The following is a 16,565-nucleotide window of genomic DNA, read 5'->3' as shown; positions in this document are numbered from 1 at the left end:
TCAGGTTGGGGCGATAGCCTCATCGGCCGAGCGGTCAACCGCGCTTGTGACAGCGACGTTCATCGTGACGTTGCCCAGTGTGCGCATCAGGTCGGGCAGCATCTCGACCGCGACCAGCAGCGCGAGCGGCTCCACCGGCACGCCCATGGCGAGCGCAATCGGCCCGATCGAGACGACGAAACTGATCGATCCGGGCAGGCTGACGGCGCTGAGGCTGATGACGCTGGCAATCAGGATGCCGGCGATGGCAACCGTGGGCGAAACCTCGACCCCGGCGAGCGCGGCGACGTAATAGACCACGGCAAGGTTCATCGCGGCGCTGGTGGCGCGGAAGATCACCACCGCCAGCGGCAGCACGAATTCGGCGGTCGAGGCGCGCAGGCCCAGCCGTCCAGCCGAATCGAGCATCGCTGGGAGGCTGGCGAGCGATGACTGGGTCGACAGCGCCACCGCCTGCGCGGGCAACATCGCACGGAAGAACCCGCCCAGCCCCTTGCCGCCCAGCCCGGCCGCGACAGCATAGGCGAGCAGGAAGATGAAGGTGCCCATCAGCGTCACCGTCAGCACGTAATGCCCGAGCGCCGCAAAGGCGCCGCCCCCGCTTTGCACGCCCACGCCATAGGCCAGCGCGAAGACGCCCACTGGCGCGGCGGAGAGCACCCAGCCGATGATCAGCAGCATCGCATTGCCCAGCGCATGGAAGAACCCCATCAGCCGGTCACCCTGATCGTCCGGCAGCCGGGTGATCGCCACGGCGAACATCACGAAGAACAGCGTCAGTGGCAGCATCGCGGTCTCGGCGGCAGCGGCGATGATGTTGGGACTGACCAGTGATGCCATGAAGTCGAGCACGCGCGGCACTTCGCCCACCTCCGAAGGGGTCTGGGCGAGGAAGGCCTCGGCCCCGGCGGGCACCGGGAAGGCGCGCAGGAGCATCGGCATGGCGACCGAGGTGAACGCGCCGCCTGCCAGCTGCACGAACACCATCAGCGCAATCATCCGCCGCGCCACAGTGCCGACCCGAGCGGCCATGATCATCTGCACGAGCCCCAGCACCAGCAGCGCCGCGACCAGCGGGATGATCGTCATCTGCAAGGCGCGCAGCCACAGCCCGCCCACCAGCCCCGCGATCTCGCCGACCAGCGCGGGCGCATCGGCCAAGGCGCCGAGGATGCCCGCCACCAGCCCGCCCACCAGCCCGGCAAAGGTGAGCGCGACCGGCAGCCGGATCGACACCAGCCCGAACTTTCCCTGCCCGCTCGCAGCGACGTTTTCACTTTCCAGCAATGGCCTGTCCTTATGCGGGCGTCTCGCCCTTCCCTTTGCGCGATAACCGCGCCAGAAGCGCGAGACAATCTCATGCGACCGGCACGACAGGGGAATTCATGGCACGCAAGCTGTTCGGAACAGACGGGATCAGGGGCCGCACCAATGCAGGTGCGATGACAGCGGCGATGGCGATGAAGGTCGGGCAGGCCGCAGGTCGCCATTTCGTGCGCGGCGGCCACCGGCACCGGGTGGTGATCGGCAAGGACACGCGCCTGTCGGGCTACATGATGGAGAGCGCGCTGGTGGCCGGTTTCACCTCGGTCGGGATCGACGTCATCATGACCGGCCCCCTGCCCACCCCCGCGATTGCGCTCCTGACGCGGGAAATGCGCGCCGACCTTGGCGTGATGATCTCGGCCAGCCACAATCCCTTTGCCGACAACGGGATCAAGCTGTTCGGCCCCGATGGCTTCAAGCTCTCGGATGAAGCCGAAACCGAAATCGAGCGGCTGATGGAAACCGACATCCCGCTTGTCCCTGCCGAAATGATCGGCCGCGCGCGCCGGATCGAGGATGCGCGCGGGCGCTATATCCACGCGGTCAAGCAGTCGGTTGCCGCCGAGCTGCGCTTCGATGGTCTCAAGGTGGTGGTCGATTGCGCGAATGGCGCCGCCTATCAGGTCACGCCTTCCGCAATCTGGGAACTGGGTGCGGAGGTGGTGGCGCTGGGTGTCTCCCCCAATGGCACCAACATCAACGACGGGGTCGGATCGACCGCGATTGCCGCGCTGCAGGCCAAGGTGGTCGAGGAGAAGGCCGATATCGGCATAGCCCTGGACGGCGATGCCGACCGGCTGATCGTGGTCGATGAAAAAGGCCGCGCGGTTGATGGCGACCAGATCATGGCGCTGATCGCGGGCCGGATGCAGGATCGCGGCTCCCTGCGCGGCGGCGGGATCGTGGCGACGGTGATGAGCAATCTCGGGCTCGAACGCTACCTCAATGGCCGCGGCCTCGATCTGGTGCGCGCCAAGGTGGGCGACCGCTATGTGCTCGAAGCGATGAAGGCGGGCGGGTACAATGTCGGCGGCGAACAGTCGGGGCACATGATCCTGCTCGATTACGCCACCACCGGCGATGGCACCGTGGCGGCGCTGCGGGTGCTCGCCAGCCTGGTGCGCAGCGGCAAGCCCGCAAGCGAGCTGCTCCACGTCTTCGACCCCGTGCCGCAATTGCTCAAGAACGTGCGCTACGACGGCGGCAAGCCGCTGGAGAACGCGGGCGTCAAGGCCGCCATTGCCGAGGCCGAGGCATCGCTGGCCGGCAAGGGGCGCCTTGTGATCCGCGCCTCAGGCACCGAACCCCTGATCCGGGTCATGGCCGAGGGCGACGATCAGGCGCAGGTGGAACAGGTGGTCGACACCATCTGCGAAGCGGTGCGCGCGGCGGTTTAGGAGACGGCACGATGCTCGAAATGCGCCCCGATTGCGAAACCTGCGGCGTGCTGCTTCCCGCCGAAGCGCCCGGCGCGTTCATCTGCTCGTTCGAATGCACCTTTTGCGCCGAATGCGCCGAGGATCTCGACGACCGCTGCCCCAATTGCGGCGGCGAGCTGATGGATCGGCCCGCGCGTGCCAAAGCGCTGCACGCCAAGTTCCCGCCGAGCACGCAGCGCCGGTTCAAGGGCTGACGTCGCCGGTCAGGCAAGCATCAATTGCAGCGCGGGGCTGAGCCATTCCTCGCCGCTGCGCGACACGATGCGGGCGGCGAGGTGATGGGCCCGGGCCAGCTGGCAGGCGTGATCGGGCCTCGCGACGCTGAGCGCGGTCGCCCAGGCATCAGCCACCATGCATGACGGATGCAGCACGCTGATCGCCGTGGTCGCATGAGTGATCGGGAGGCCGGTCGCCGGGTCGAGCGTGTGGCCACCGCGCAGATAATCGCCCGAGGTTGCCACCGAGAGCTGATGCAGCGCCACCCGCAGCGGCGGCAGGGTGCAGGCGGGCGGGCTTTCGAGCTCGACCCACCAGGGATCGCCATCGGGCCGCATCCCGCAGCCTGCCAGCTCGCCGCCAATCTCGATCAGCGCATGGCCGATCCCGCGGCCTGCCAGCAGATCGGCAAGCGCATCGACCGCATAGCCCTTGGCGATCCCGGAAAGGTCGAGCCATACCCCACCGGGCTGCGTCAGGGTCGCCGTTGCCGGGTCAAAGCCGAGTTGCCGCCAGTTGCGCTCGGTCTGCACCCGCGCCAGCGCTGCGGCATCGGGCACACCCGCGGCCGGTCGGGGGCCGAGACCCCACAGGTCAGTGAGCCGGCCCAGCGCCGGATCGAAGGCGCCGCCGCTCGCCGCCGCAATCGCAAGGGCAGCGGCGATCACGCGGGCAAAGTCAGGCGACAGCGGGTGCGCGCTGCCTGCCGGCGACCTGTTGAAGCGGCTGAGTTGCGAGCCTGCATCCCAATGGCTCATCTGCCCGCAGATTTCGTCCAGCCGCCTGCCGATTGCATCGGCCAGCCCTGCCGTGTCACGCCCCAGCCGCGCCGGGATTGCCGCCTGCACCTGCCAGGTCGTGCCCATCGTCTCGCCCGCAAGCACGACGATGGGCGCTGAGGGATCGTGACCCATCAGCGCCGAGGGATCGAGTTGTGGCGGCACCGCGATCCGCGGGGCCGCCTCATCCAGCGTCACGGTGCGAGCACCTCCAGTGTCGCGGTGTAGGTCATGCGGCGCTTTGTCGCCATGTCGTTTGTCGGTCGCTCGTCGGTGATCGTCGTGTTGAGCCAGTAGAACCCGGCCCCCGGCCAGCTGATCGTGACCCGGCCTTCAGCATCGGTGACGAGCTTTTGCGCTCCGCTTTCGCTGCGATAGCGCCGCCCGCCCGGCACCACTTCAACCTCAAGCCCGGCGACCGGCTGGCCATCGACAAGAAAGCGGAACCGTCCCGGCTCGTCAGCGACGAGATCGGTGGGGAGCGTCTCGGGCACGAATTCCAGACCCTTGCCCGTGGGCGTGAACAGCGTTTCGGTCGGTGCCCCTGCCGTCACGAAAAATTCATTGCGACCAGAAACTTCCGTAAGGTCGAGGTCGGTCGCATTGGCGGGAAGTTCGGCAATGCTGGCAATAGCGCGCACCGGAGCGGCGGGGGCGGCACCGGGCGCAGGAGGCGGCCCGCGGCGGCGGCCGAGCGTCCACGCCTCGCCATCGACCTTGAAGCTGCCGGTGATGGTGCCCGTCTCCATCCCGATCCGCCAGGTGCCAGGCTTGTCGATCTTGACGTCGAAGGTCGAACGATAGCGCAGGCGGGCCGCATTCTCGAGCGTCCCCATCGTGCCGTCAGGCGCCCACACCTTCACGTTCTCGGCGGGAAGCGCGGCGTGATCCGCCTCGAACGGCGCAGTCGATGCGCCCATGTCGACGGTCACATACTGGCCGGTATCGGACAGCACCGTGGTGGAAGGCAGCAGCCAGGCATTATGCGCAGCGAGGGGAGCGGCGATCACGCCAAAGGCAGCGGCACCGATCAAAAAGGTCTTGCGGATCATGGGAGTTTCCTCAGGTCTTGAGAGCATCAACGGGCGACAATGGTGACAGCGCCCAGTTCGGTCTTGCCGCTGGCCTTGCCCTTGGGGACGGGGATGGTGAGCGGCACCGACACCAGCTCACGGCCGCCCTCCTCGCGCGCGGCCTCGACGTGGAGGGTGTAGGCGCCTGCCGCGAGATTGGCGGGCAGCGGGATGCGATAGGCACCCGGCGCACGGGTCGCGCCGCTCACGCCGCTGGCGGGCAGCTTGAGATTGCGGCCGCCCTTGCGCCACCAGGTGCGCAGGTCGGCGAGCCACTTGGTGCCCGGCTCGTTCCCGCCTTTCTTGATGTCGTACCACACCGCCAGCGTGCGGATCGGACCGCCGCCCGCAGGCTCCAGCCAGATCGCCACATAGGGCTTGTGATATTCCGACACCTTGATCTGCGGAATGGTGACAGTGACGCTCTGCGCCGCGAGGGCGGCGGGGGCGACAGCGACCCCGGCGGCGAGCAGGTGGGTGAGTTTCAAGCGGGCGTCTCCTTGCAAGGGTGGGCGTCAGAGGTGGAGGAAGAACACAATCACGATCACCGGCAGCGCGGTGCCGAAGCCGACCAGCGGCCAGGTCGAGGGCCGCTTGCGCGCATGGAGTTGCAGCAGCAGCAGCCCGGTGATGGTGAAGACGATCGAGGCGACAGCGAGCAGATCGATGAACCAGAACCACGCGGTGCCGGTGTTGCGGCCCTTGTGGAGATCGTTGAGGAAGGAAATCGCGCCGCGATCGGTCAGCTCGGCCTCGATGCTGCCAGTGGCGCGGTCGATGCTCGCCCATGCATCCCTGCCCGGTCCAGGAACGGCGATGTAGACTTCATCCGCCGACCATTCCGCATCGCGCCCGGCGGCGGTGATGCCGGTTTTCGCTGCGAGTTCGCCTGCAACCGTGCGGGGCAGCGGGGCAAGGCCGGTGTCCGAGCCCTGCGCCAGCGCGGCCTGTGCGGTGGGGGAAAGCGCGGCGGTGAATGTGCGCACCTCGGGCTCAGCCCCGATGCTGGCGGCGTGGTTGAGCGTGAGGCCCGTGACCGAGAAGACCAGCATCCCGGCGAGCGACACCGCTGCGCTGATCCAGTGCCAGGCGTGCAACTGCTTCGACCAGAACTGCCGCGCCTTGCCGCGCTTGCGGGCGGGCATGGGCCGCGGCGGTGCGACGACCTGTTCCTCAATGATCCGACGACTGGCCACTGCGGCGCTTGCTCCTGAATACTCTTGCAGCACGACCTGTGCCGCGCTGTGTGATTTTCTGCAAATGATTCGCACTTAAATATAGCCGTGTCCATACGGCCCTGCGAACAGAGAGCGAGCCATCCCGTCTGCGCCCCTGCGCAACCGAAGTACCCGAATCCCCTGCCATCTGCCGGACTGCGCATATTCGCCTTTTTATGTTTTGACAATGAGAGTGATTCGCAATAGCGAGCCTCCACACCATTCATTGTCCAGACAGGAAGTCCCATGACCCCCACCCGTCCCGCCTCCCGCCTGCTTGCTCTCGGCTGCGTCGGTGCTGCCGCCTTTGCGATGCCCGCGCAGGCGCAGACCGCCGAGCCGGAGCAGGAGCAGGAGCAGCCCGCCCGCAGGCTCGGCAGCGTCACCGTGACCGACACCGTGATCGAGGACAGCTACAAGCCAGAGGTCGCCTCAAACCCGCTCATCACACAGCCGCTGCGCGATACGCCGCGCACCGTCACCGTGCTCGACAAGAGCTTCCTCAAGGATAATCAGGCCGTCAGCTTCACCGAAGCGCTGCGCAATGTCCCCGGCATCACGCTGGGCGTGGGCGAAGGCGGCGCAGGATCGGGCGATTTCATCAATCTGCGCGGCTTCGATGCCAGCAACGACATCGCCATCGACGGGTTCGCCGACCGCCTGCAATACAGCCGTTCGGACGTGTTCAACATCGAACAGATCGAGGTCTACAAGGGCGCCAACACCGCGCTTTCGGGCGCGGGCGGCGCGGCGGGGCAGATCAACCTCGTCACCAAGCGCGCGGTCGCCGACACCTTCGTCAACGCCGATGTGGGGCTGGGCAACCGCGACTGGCGGCGCGCCACGGCAGACGCCAACGTGCTGCTCGATGCGGACAAGGGCATTGCCGCGCGGATCAATCTGATGGCGCATGATCAGGGCGTGGCCGGGCGCGACTTTGTGGGCCAGAAGCGCTTTGGCATCGCCCCCTCGCTCGCCTTCGGGCTCGATCAGGATACGACCATCACCGCCAGCCTCCAGTATCAGGAGGACGACAACCTGATCGATTACGGCGTGCCCCTGCTGGCGAGCGGCGCACCGGCCAATTTCCCGCTCAGCAACTACTATGGCTGGCGCAATATCGATTTCGAGGATCAGGAGCTGCTGATCGCCACGGTCACGCTCGATCACAGGATCAGCGATGTGGTGAGCCTCACCGGAGGCGTGCGCTGGGGCGAGGTGCGGCGCGAGGCGGTGTGGTCGACCCCGCGCCCGACCAGTCAGGCAAGCCTGCAAGCCGCCGTCGATGCCATCAATGCCGGGAACACCGCCGGGGCCACCTATGTGATCGGCGGGCCGCAGGGACTTGGCCGGATCAGCCGCAACGAAGTCGCCGCCGCGCGTGCCGCCGTGGTGATCGACCATCCGGTGCGCGATGGCGGGATCGGCAATGCCCTCGTCATCGGGGCCGAAGTCAGCCGCGAAAGCCTGACCCGCGACACCATCTCCACCACCGGCCTCGCGGGCACCGCGCGCAACCTGTTCGCGCCCGAGCCGGACTTCGCCGGGGCTTTCACGCAAAGCCGCACCTATGGCCTGATCGACAACAGCGCCGACCGGATCGCGGTCTATGGCACCGACACCTTCAAGATCGGCGAGGCGTTGCAGATCAATCTCGGCGGGCGTTACGAACGCTTCGAGGCGAATCTCGGCGGCACGCAATATGCCGCGCTTGCGACCCGCAGTTTCAGCGAAGACCTGTTCAGCTGGCAGGCGGGCGTGGTGTGGAAGCCGGCCGAGAACGCCAGTCTCTACGTCAGCTATTCCGACGCGCGCCAGCCGCAGACCCTCGGCGCGACTGCGACCGGGACGGTGACCACCGCCAATGCCGCTCTGCCCGCGCTGAAGAACGAGAATTACGAGGTGGGCGCCAAGGTCGATCTGTTTGATGGCGCGCTGGCGCTGACTGCGGCGGCGTTCCGCAACCAACGGGTCAACCAGCCGATCACGGTCGATGGCGATGTCACGCTGACCGGGCGGCAGCGGGTGCAGGGGGTGGAACTCTCCGCCACCGGCAACATCACCGATGCCTGGCAGGTGTTCGCCGCCTACACCTTCCTCGATTCCGAAATCCAGCGCGCGGGCACCGGCGCGGAGCTGACCGTGGGCGAGGAAATTGCAGGCACGCCCGAACACAGCGCGACGCTGTGGAGCACCTATGACACCGGCATCGGCCTGCGTCTGGGCGGCGGGTTCAATTACGTGGGCGAATTCGCCACCCGCAACTCGACTCTGGCCAATCAGGCATGGACGGGCGGCGATTACTGGCTGCTCAATGCGATGGCGGAATACCGCTTCAGCGACACCCTCGCGGTGCAGGTCAACGCCAACAACCTCGCGAACGAGCGCTATCTCCAACGCATCCGCGCCAATGACACCTATGTGATCGCGGTGCCCGGCGAGGGGCGCACGGTGATGGCGACCCTGCGGGTGAGCTTCTAGGCGCAAATGGCGCAGGCAATCGCCTCTGCACGCGGGCTCGGCGGGTTTGGCGCGACCAGACCGCCGAGCCTGCGCGCGATTATGCTGACCGTCGCGGCCCATGCCGCGGTGCTGCCGATTGCGCTTAGTCTCGGCCATGCGGTGAGCGCGGCGCCGGAGGAACGGCTGCTGATGGTCGATCTTGCCGCAGCAGCACCCCCGCCGCCACCGCCTCCGGCCCCGCCCCCGCCCGATCCGCAGTCCCGGAGCTTGCCTCCCCCGGTGCCGGGCGTGCCGCCGGTCGCACTCCCGCTCAGCCTGCCGAACGCCCCTGCCCTGCCCGAGCAGGCACAGCCCCAACCGAGTGCTGCGCCTGCCCCTGCCGCCGCACCCGCCGCCGCTGCCGCCGCCCCGGCCCGCGCGCCCGCCGCATCCGGCCCGGCGACGATCAGCTCCAACGCGCTCGATTCCACCCTGATCGCGGGCGCGCCGCCGCGCTATCCGCACGAAAGCCGCCGCAAGCGCGAGCAGGGGACGGTCGAACTGCTGGTGATCGTCGGCACCGACGGGCGGGTGGAGGCGATCTCCATCGCCCGCTCCAGCGGCTCGCCCCGGCTCGACGATGCAGCCTTGAAGGCGGTAAGGGGCTGGCGCTGGCAACCCGTCCGCCGCGACGGGCAGGCGGTCAAGGTGCGCGGCATCGTCGAAATTCCTTTCGTCCTCACCTCTGGCAGAAAAGGCCGCGAACGTGCTGATTGCGATACCCCAGATCCTCACTGCCACCCAGACCGCAGCCCTGCGCGCCCTGATCGACGCGGCCGAATGGACCGACGGGACGGTGACGTCCGGCACCCAGGCAAGGATGGTGAAGAATAACCTCCAGCTGCCTGAAGACAGCGAGGCCGCAAAGACCGGCGGGCAGATGGTCATGGCGGCCTTGCAGGCGAACCCGCTGTTCATTTCCGCAGCCCTGCCGCACCGGCTCTACCCGCCGATGTTCAATTCCTATGCGGGCGGGCAGGCGTTCGGGAACCATGTCGACAACGCCCTGCGCGTGCGCGCGGGCACCGATTGGCGGGTGCGCGCCGACCTGTCGATGACGATCTTCCTCGAAGACCCGGATGCCTATGACGGGGGCGAGTTGGTGATCGAGACCGATTTCGGCCCCCAGCAGGTCAAGCTGCCGGCGGGGCACGGGGTGCTCTACCCCTCCTCCTCGCTCCACCGGGTCGAGCCGGTGACGAGGGGCCGGAGAGTGGCGAGCTTCTTCTGGATCCAGTCGATGGTGCGCGATGCGACAGTGCGCACCAACCTGTTCCGGATGGATCAGGCGATCCAGTCGCTCGCCAGCCAGAACGGCATCGACGATCCCGCCATCGTCGCACTCACCGGGGTCTACCACAACCTGCTGCGCCACAACGCCGACGCCTGAGCGGGCGCAAAAAACCATCCCGAAACAGCCACCAGGCTGCTAGGGCTGCGGGCATGAACAAGCCCCCGCGCATCCTCAGCATCGCCGGTTCGGATTCCTCGGGCGGCGCGGGGATCCAGGCCGATATCAAGACCATCACCATGCTCGGCGGCTATGCCATGACGGCGGTGACGGCGATCACGGCGCAGAATACGGTGGGCGTGCAGGGCATCGCGCCGATTGCGCCGGAGATGGTGGCGCGCCAGATCGCCTCGTGCATCGACGATATCGGGGTCGATGCGATCAAGATCGGGATGCTGCACGATGCGGCGGTAATCGCTGCCGTGGCCGAGGCGCTGGAGGGTGTCACCGCGCCCATCGTGCTCGATCCGGTGATGATCGCGACCTCGGGTGCGGCGCTGATCGAACCTGCCGCTGTCGCCGCCTTGCGCACCGAACTCTTCCCGCGCGCGGCGCTGCTGACCCCCAATCTGCCCGAGCTTGAGGCGCTGGTTGGGCATACCGTCAGCGACACGGAGGCGATGTACGAAGCGGCCGAGGCGCTCTCGCAAGAAACCGGCGCGGCGGTGCTGGCCAAGGGCGGGCACGGCGGAGGCGAGCGGATCGTCGACGTGCTGTTCGATCCCGGTGAACGCGCGGTCGCCTTCGATCACGCGCGGATCGACACCGTGCACACGCACGGCACCGGCTGCACGCTGTCGTCAGCGATCGCGACCCTGCTCGGCCATGGACAGCCATTGGAACACGCGGTCAGGCTTGGGCGGCAATTCGTGATCCGCGCGATCGAGCAGGCACCCGGATACGGAGCAGGCCACGGCCCGCTTGGCCATCAGGCGGTGCGGCAGGGATGATGGAGCCGGTGATCCGGGTCGACGGCAGCGAGGCTGACCCTCGCGCCGGCCGCGTCCGGATCGATGGGCCCAAGGCGCTGTGGAACGGGGCGATGATTGCCGGCACGCTCGCCGCGCTGATGGTGGCGACGTGGCAGGCGGTAGGGCTGTTCCTCGTGCTGACCTATGCAACACTGCTGGTCGGCCATTCGGTGGGGATGCACCGGATGATGATTCACCGGACGTTCAAGGCCAAGCCGTGGGTCGCCCGCACGCTGATCTGGCTCGGCACGCTGGTCGGTGTCTCCGGCCCCTCGGGCATCATCCGCATCCACGACACCCGCGACTGGGCGCAGCGCGAGCCGGCGTGCCACGATTTCTTCGCCCACCGCGCCGGGTTCTGGCAGGATCTGGCGTGGAACCTGTTCTACCGGTTCGACTTCGACCATCCGCCGCGCCTCACCATCGAACCGGCCATCGCCGCTGATCCGTTTTACAGGTTCCTCGATGCGACATGGCGCTGGCAGCAGGTGCCGCCTGCCGTTCTGCTTTATGCGTGGGGCGGGTGGCCCTTCGTGCTGTGGGGCGTGTGCGCGCGGGCTTTCGTCAGCACCGCAGGGCACTGGAGCATCACCTATTTCTGCCACAACCCGCAGTTCTTTCAGCGCCCCGGCCGCTGGTGGGTGAAGGGTGCAGGCATCCAGGCCGCCAACCTCACCGCCCCCGGCCTCGGCCTCCTCACCTATGGCGAGTGCTGGCACAACAACCACCACGCCTTCCCCGAAAGCGCGCGCATCGGGCTGGAGCAGGGTCAGACCGATCCCGGCTGGTGGGTGATTGCCGCGCTGGAGCGGCTGGGCTGGGTCCATGCCGTCGGCACGCCCCGCCCCGAGGCAGCGCGCGATGATCTGGCCGAGCGCACAGCGGATCAATCCTCCGCCGAATGATCCTTGATCTCGTAGAAGTCGGCGATTGCCGCCCAGGCCTCTTCCGCCGTCTCGACCCAGGTGAACAGGTCAAGGTCGCTCTTGGAGATCACGCCTTCCTCGGCCAGCGCCTCGAAATCGACCACCCGCGTCCAGAAATCCTTGCCGAACAGGATGATCGGCATCGGCTTCATCTTGCCGGTCTGGATCAAGGTGACGAGCTCGAAGAATTCGTCGAACGTCCCGAAGCCGCCGGGGAACACCGCCACGGCGCGGGCGCGCAGCAGGAAGTGCATCTTGCGCAGCGCGAAGTAGTGGAACTGGAAGGAGAGGTAGGGCGTCACATAGGGGTTGGGCGCTTGCTCGTGGGGCAGCACGATGTTGAGGCCGATCGATTCGCTCCCAGCGTCCGACGCGCCGCGATTGCCTGCCTCCATGATCGACGGCCCGCCGCCGGTGGTAACTACGAACTGGCGCTCGCCGTTCTCGATGATGCCCTTCTCGCTGACGAGGCGCGCAAGGCGATAGGCCTCGTCGTAATACTTCGCCTTGTCGGCAAGCCGCTGGGCGACCTTCTGGTCGTATTCGGAGCCGTTCTTGGCCGCCTCGATCCGCGCCTCGGCCTGGGCGGGCGAGGGGATGCGGGCCGAACCATACATCACCAGCGTCGATCCGACGCGGGCTTCATCGAGCAGCATTTCGGGCTTCAGCAGTTCCAGCTGGAAGCGCACGGGCCGGAGTTCGTCGCGCAGCAGGAAATCGGTGTCGCGGAAAGCGAGCTTGTAGGCGGGATGCGCGGTCTGCGGGGTGCGTTCCGGGCCGCCCTCGGCGAAGCGGGTTTCCTCGCCGGCGCGGTAGAACTTGCGATTGGTCAGGTCTTTGTCGGTCATGCTTGACCCCTAGTCAGCGCGCCCCAGCCCCGCAATAGCAATGGCACGCGGGCATCAGGCGGGGGGAATGTCGGGAAAGGAAGGCTGGATGCCCCGCAAGGATTCGAACCTTGATTGACGGAGTCAGAGTCCGCTCTCTTACCATTAGAGGACGGGGCATCGGCCATGCGCCGGGCAGAAGGCTGCTGAATCGGCGAGCGCGCTCCCTAGTTTCGTGCTCGCCCAAGGTCAAGCGTTGAGGTTGCGGGCGCCTGCTTGCCCTCGGCGGCAGCTTGGGGTAACTTCGTATCAAGTGCCGCGTGCGTGGAGGGATGCGCGTGGTGATGCGAAAGTATGTGATAATGGCGGACACACTCCCGCCGGACAGGAATAGCAGTGCTGGGAAAAAACGGGGCGGCAAGTCCGGCAAGGTAGCCGATTTCCGCTACAAGCGCCCCCCCCAGACCGAGAGCCGCTCCAGCGGCCGCGATGGCAGAGCCAAGGGTGCAGGGGGTGACCTGCGCCGCGGGGTAACCACGCAGCCTGCACGGCCCAAACCCGATCTTGCCGATATCGGCGCCATGAAGCCTGCCAGTCACGGCGAGGCCTATGCTGCGCTTGATCTGGGCACCAACAATTGCAGGCTCCTGATTGCGCGGCCCTCGGGGCGGGACTTCACGGTGATCGACGCCTTCAGCCGGGTGGTGAAGCTGGGCGAGGGGCTGGCGACCAGCGGGCGCTTGTCCGATGCGGCGATGGACCGCACGCTCGCCGCGCTCACGATCTGCGCCGACAAGCTCCAGCGCCGCAATGTCCGCCTCGCGCGGAGCGTCGCCACCGAAGCCTGCCGCCGCGCCAGCAACGGCCCCGCCTTCATCGAGCGTGTCCGGCGCGAAACCGGCATCGCGCTCGACATCATCAGCGCCGAGGAAGAAGCGCGCCTCGCGGTGCTGGGCTGCCATATCCTGCTCGAAGCAGGCGAAGGCCCGGCGGTGATCTTCGACATCGGCGGCGGATCGACCGAGCTGGTGCTGGTCGAGCCTGACGCGGCCAATCGCGTGCCCCGCATCCTCGATTGGCAGAGCGTGCCGTGGGGCGTGGTCTCGCTGACCGACACGGTCGGCCGCGCCGAAGACAGCGAAGCCGCGCGCATTGCCCGATTCGTGCGGATGCGGGAAATGGTGGCGGAGAGCTTTGCGCCCTTCGCCGCGCGCGTGGCCAATGCCGCACAGCATCCCGACATTCGCCTCTTGGGCACCAGCGGGACAGTGACGACACTCGCCAGCCTCTATCTCGAGCTGCCGAGTTATGACCGCAAGGCCGTCGATGGCCTGATCGTGCCCGCCGGGGAAATGCGCGGGATCAGCGCAAGGCTCTCCACGATGACACCATACGAACGTGCGACCCTGCCTTGCATTGGTCAGGATCGGGCCGAGCTGGTGGTGGCAGGCTGCGCGATCCTCGAAGCGATCCTCGACCTGTGGCCCGCGCGGCGGTTGGGTGTGGCGGATCGCGGGATTCGTGAAGGGATCTTGAGGAGCATCATGGCCGCCGAACGCCAGTCCGAGCGGACGCTCAAGGCTTTGCAAAAGCAGCGCGGCGCCAAGACGTCCGGGCGCGCGCCGGCATGACCCGCGGCGTCAAGGATACCGGCAAGCGCGTCAAGACCGCCAAGGGCCGCACCGCCAGTCAGGTGCGCTGGCTCGAACGGCAATTGAACGATCCTTACGTCCGCCAAGCCAAGGCCGACGGCTATCGCAGCCGGGCGGCCTACAAGCTGATCGAACTCGATGAGAAATTCGGCCTGCTGAAAGGCGCGAGCCGGGTGGTTGATCTGGGTATCGCGCCGGGCGGGTGGAGCCAGGTGGTGCGCGCCAAGAAGCCCAAGGCCGAAGTGGTGGGGATCGACCTGTTGCCGGTCGAACCGCTCGAAGGGGTTACGATCTTCCAGATGGATTTCATGGCCGATGAAGCCCCCGAGGCGCTGGCCAAAGCTCTTGGTGGTCCGCCCGATCTTGTCATGTCGGACATGGCCGCCAACACCGTCGGTCACAAGCAGACCGATCACCTGCGCACGATGGGCCTCGTCGAAGCGGCAGCGTGGTTTGCGGTCGAGAACCTTGCGCCGGGCGGCGGCTTTGTCGCCAAGGTGCTGGCAGGTGGCACCGACACCGACCTGCTGGCGCTGCTGAAAAAGCACTTCGCGACCGTCAAGCACGCCAAACCCCCGGCGAGCCGCAAGGGCTCGTCGGAGTGGTACGTGATTGCACAGGGGTTCAAGGGAGGGGTCTGAAACCCCTCACCTCACCGGCGTCAGGGTGCCGGAGTTTCCGCCGGAGCGGGCGATTCGCCGGCAACGGGGGCTTCGGCAGTCGCGGCTGCATCGCCAGCTGCTGCATCGGCGACGAAGGCCGGAACCGGCAAATTGGCGCCCTTGGAATTGAGATACATCGCAATCGCGGCGCGATCTTCAATCTTGGACAGACCGGCAAAGCTCATCTTGGTGCCCGGGACATAGGCCTTGGGGTTCTTGAGCCACTCGTTCATGGTGTCCCAATCCCACTTGCCGCCGTGCGCCTTGAGTTCGGCACTGTAGGCAAAGCCCGGATGCGCGGCGACCGATCCGCCCATCGTGCCAGCAAGGTTGGGGCCAATGCCGTTGGCACCGCCCGCATCAACCGTGTGGCAGCTCTGGCACTTGGAAAACGCCTTCTCGCCCGCAGCGATCAGCTCGGCAGCGGGCATCTTGTTGAGCGCTTCGGCCATCGACATTTCTGCCGGGCCGGAGCTTTCCTCGACCGCGCCCTCGATCACATAGCCGAGCTTTTCGGGCCGCTGCGGCTTGTCACCGTGGTAATACTTGCCCGACAGGATCGACAGACCCAGCCCGAGACCGGCCGCGAACAGCACCCAGCCGGCGGCAGTGTTGAACAGATCGCCGCCACCGTTCTGGCCTGCGGGCGTTTCCTGCGAAGAGTTGTCCTGTGTCATCCCGCGCGCTCCATAATGGCGGCTTTCCGCCCGCGCAAGACCGATCATGGCACGAATTCTTGCACCAATTGCAAGCAGGCTCTAGGCGGCGGGCATCATGCGATCTTTCCCTACCCCTGCTCTTGAAATCGTTGACCGGATGCGCGCGGCGGCTGCCGCCGATCCGGCTCGTGCGATTGCCTATCAGGGATCGCCCGGCGCCAATTCGCACCGCGCTGCGACCGAAGCCCGCCCCGATCTCGCCCCGCTGCCGTGCTTCAGCTTCGAAGACGCACTGGATGCAGTGAAGGACGGGCGTGCCGGCTGCGCGATCATCCCGATCGAGAATTCGCAGCACGGCCGCGTCGCCGATATCCACTTTTTGCTGCCCGAAAGCGGGCTCCATATCGTCGGCGAATACTTCATGCCGATCCACCACGCGCTGATGGCGCTGGGCGAGGCTGCACCGGGGCGCACCTTCGAGGCCGCTTACAGCCACCCGCAGGCGCTCGGCCAGTCGCGGCACTATCTGCGCGCGCGCGGGATCGTCCCGCTGAGCCATGCCGACACGGCAGGGGCAGCCGCCTATGTGGCCGAGCGCGGCGATCTGACCGTTGCCGCCATCGCCCCGGCACTGGCGGCGGAGCTTTATGGCCTCACCATCATCGAACACAATGTCGAGGACAGCCCCGACAACATGACCCGCTTCGTCATTCTGGCGAAGGAGGCGCTCGCGGCGCACGCCTTGGCAGACCAGCCGGTGATGACGACCTTCATCTTCGAGGTGAAGAACATCCCCGCCGCGCTCTACAAGGCGCTTGGCGGGTTTGCCACCAACGGGGTCAACATGACCAAGCTGGAAAGCTACCAGCAGGGCACCAGCTTTGCCGCGACGACCTTCTATGCCGACATCATCGGCGCGCCGGGCGATGCAGCGGTTGATCGCGCACTGGAAGAATGTGCGTTCCATTCCAAGGAATTGCGCATCCTCGGCAGCTATCCGCTGGGCCGCGCCAGAGGGTAGCGCG

Annotated in this window: 17 protein-coding genes and 1 tRNA gene; 10 read left to right on the top strand and 8 right to left on the bottom strand. The window is 67.0% G+C overall.

Annotation, left to right across the window (positions count from 1 at the left end):
• Entirely contained in the window at positions 1–1,287 is a 1,287-nt protein-coding gene (locus tag PS060_RS08140; RefSeq protein WP_273986747.1) for a dicarboxylate/amino acid:cation symporter, read from the bottom strand.
• Positions 1,288–1,385: 98 nt separating this feature from the next.
• Here PS060_RS08140 and glmM point away from each other — a divergent pair, with 98 nt between their 5' ends.
• Positions 1,386–2,723 (top strand): phosphoglucosamine mutase, encoded by a 1,338-nt coding sequence (gene glmM, locus PS060_RS08135; RefSeq protein WP_273986746.1) that lies wholly within the window; start codon positions 1,386–1,388, stop codon positions 2,721–2,723.
• Positions 2,724–2,734: 11 nt separating this feature from the next.
• Positions 2,735–2,959, top strand: a complete 225-nt coding sequence (locus PS060_RS08130; protein WP_273986745.1) for a DUF1272 domain-containing protein — start codon at positions 2,735–2,737, stop codon at positions 2,957–2,959.
• A gap of 9 nt (positions 2,960–2,968) precedes the next feature.
• Here PS060_RS08130 and PS060_RS08125 read toward each other — a convergent pair whose 3' ends face one another.
• From PS060_RS08125 to PS060_RS08110, 4 genes are read right to left on the bottom strand one after another with little or no spacing between them, the layout of a single operon-like run.
• Positions 2,969–3,958, bottom strand: a complete 990-nt coding sequence (locus PS060_RS08125; RefSeq protein ID WP_337960238.1) for an FAD:protein FMN transferase — start codon at positions 3,956–3,958, stop codon at positions 2,969–2,971.
• Positions 3,955–4,812 (bottom strand): DUF4198 domain-containing protein, encoded by an 858-nt coding sequence (locus PS060_RS08120; RefSeq protein ID WP_273986743.1) that lies wholly within the window; start codon positions 4,810–4,812, stop codon positions 3,955–3,957. Before PS060_RS08120 ends, PS060_RS08125 begins: the two co-directional genes overlap by 4 nt.
• Before the next feature lie 26 nt (positions 4,813–4,838).
• On the bottom strand, positions 4,839–5,321 hold the full coding sequence (locus tag PS060_RS08115; protein WP_273986741.1) for a DUF2271 domain-containing protein: 483 nt from the start codon (positions 5,319–5,321) through the stop codon (positions 4,839–4,841).
• Between the two features lie 27 nt (positions 5,322–5,348).
• Positions 5,349–5,978 carry a PepSY-associated TM helix domain-containing protein gene (locus PS060_RS08110; protein ID WP_273986739.1) on the bottom strand — a complete coding sequence of 210 codons (630 nt, stop codon included), beginning with the start codon at positions 5,976–5,978 and terminating at the stop codon, positions 5,349–5,351.
• A 318-nt stretch (positions 5,979–6,296) separates the two neighbouring features.
• On the opposite strand from PS060_RS08110, the gene PS060_RS08105 reads away from it, so the two are divergent.
• Genes PS060_RS08105 through PS060_RS08085 form a run of 5 tightly spaced genes read left to right on the top strand, consistent with a single transcriptional unit; the run spans position 6,297 to position 11,719 of the window.
• A complete protein-coding gene (locus tag PS060_RS08105) occupies positions 6,297–8,531 on the top strand; it encodes a TonB-dependent receptor (RefSeq protein ID WP_273986738.1) in 2,235 nt (744 codons plus the stop codon).
• A gap of 6 nt (positions 8,532–8,537) precedes the next feature.
• Positions 8,538–9,386, top strand: coding sequence for an energy transducer TonB (locus PS060_RS08100; RefSeq protein WP_273986736.1), 849 nt, complete (start codon positions 8,538–8,540; stop codon positions 9,384–9,386).
• Positions 9,271–9,942, top strand: a complete 672-nt coding sequence (locus tag PS060_RS08095) for a Fe2+-dependent dioxygenase (RefSeq protein ID WP_273986887.1) — start codon at positions 9,271–9,273, stop codon at positions 9,940–9,942. The genes PS060_RS08100 and PS060_RS08095 overlap by 116 nt, the downstream gene beginning before the upstream one ends.
• Positions 9,943–9,995: 53 nt before the next feature.
• A complete protein-coding gene (gene thiD, locus PS060_RS08090; RefSeq protein ID WP_273986734.1) occupies positions 9,996–10,793 on the top strand; it encodes a bifunctional hydroxymethylpyrimidine kinase/phosphomethylpyrimidine kinase in 798 nt (265 codons plus the stop codon).
• Positions 10,790–11,719, top strand: coding sequence for an acyl-CoA desaturase (locus PS060_RS08085; protein ID WP_273986733.1), 930 nt, complete (start codon positions 10,790–10,792; stop codon positions 11,717–11,719). The genes thiD and PS060_RS08085 overlap by 4 nt, the downstream gene beginning before the upstream one ends.
• Here PS060_RS08085 and PS060_RS08080 read toward each other — a convergent pair.
• On the bottom strand, positions 11,701–12,588 hold the full coding sequence (locus PS060_RS08080) for an LOG family protein (protein ID WP_273986731.1): 888 nt from the start codon (positions 12,586–12,588) through the stop codon (positions 11,701–11,703). The genes PS060_RS08085 and PS060_RS08080 overlap by 19 nt on opposite strands.
• Before the next feature lie 85 nt (positions 12,589–12,673).
• A tRNA-Gln gene (locus PS060_RS08075) sits at positions 12,674–12,747 on the bottom strand.
• A gap of 182 nt (positions 12,748–12,929) precedes the next feature.
• Here PS060_RS08075 and PS060_RS08070 point away from each other — a divergent pair.
• Positions 12,930–14,198 (top strand): Ppx/GppA phosphatase family protein, encoded by a 1,269-nt coding sequence (locus tag PS060_RS08070; protein ID WP_273986729.1) that lies wholly within the window; start codon positions 12,930–12,932, stop codon positions 14,196–14,198.
• A complete protein-coding gene (locus tag PS060_RS08065; protein ID WP_273986727.1) occupies positions 14,195–14,860 on the top strand; it encodes an RlmE family RNA methyltransferase in 666 nt (221 codons plus the stop codon). Before PS060_RS08070 ends, PS060_RS08065 begins: the two co-directional genes overlap by 4 nt.
• 20 nt (positions 14,861–14,880) lie before the next feature.
• Here PS060_RS08065 and PS060_RS08060 read toward each other — a convergent pair whose 3' ends face one another.
• Complete coding sequence (locus tag PS060_RS08060) at positions 14,881–15,558, bottom strand: c-type cytochrome (RefSeq protein WP_273986726.1); 678 nt, start codon at positions 15,556–15,558, stop codon at positions 14,881–14,883.
• A gap of 97 nt (positions 15,559–15,655) precedes the next feature.
• On the opposite strand from PS060_RS08060, the gene PS060_RS08055 reads away from it, so the two are divergent.
• Positions 15,656–16,561 (top strand): prephenate dehydratase, encoded by a 906-nt coding sequence (locus PS060_RS08055; protein ID WP_273986723.1) that lies wholly within the window; start codon positions 15,656–15,658, stop codon positions 16,559–16,561.
• Positions 16,562–16,565: the final 4 nt, after the last annotated feature.

Source organism: Erythrobacter sp. BLCC-B19 (assembly GCF_028621955.1).
Lineage (GTDB): Bacteria > Pseudomonadota > Alphaproteobacteria > Sphingomonadales > Sphingomonadaceae > Erythrobacter.
The sequence above is the reverse complement of the archived record's forward strand: the minus strand, read 5'-3'. Positions and strand labels throughout refer to the sequence as shown.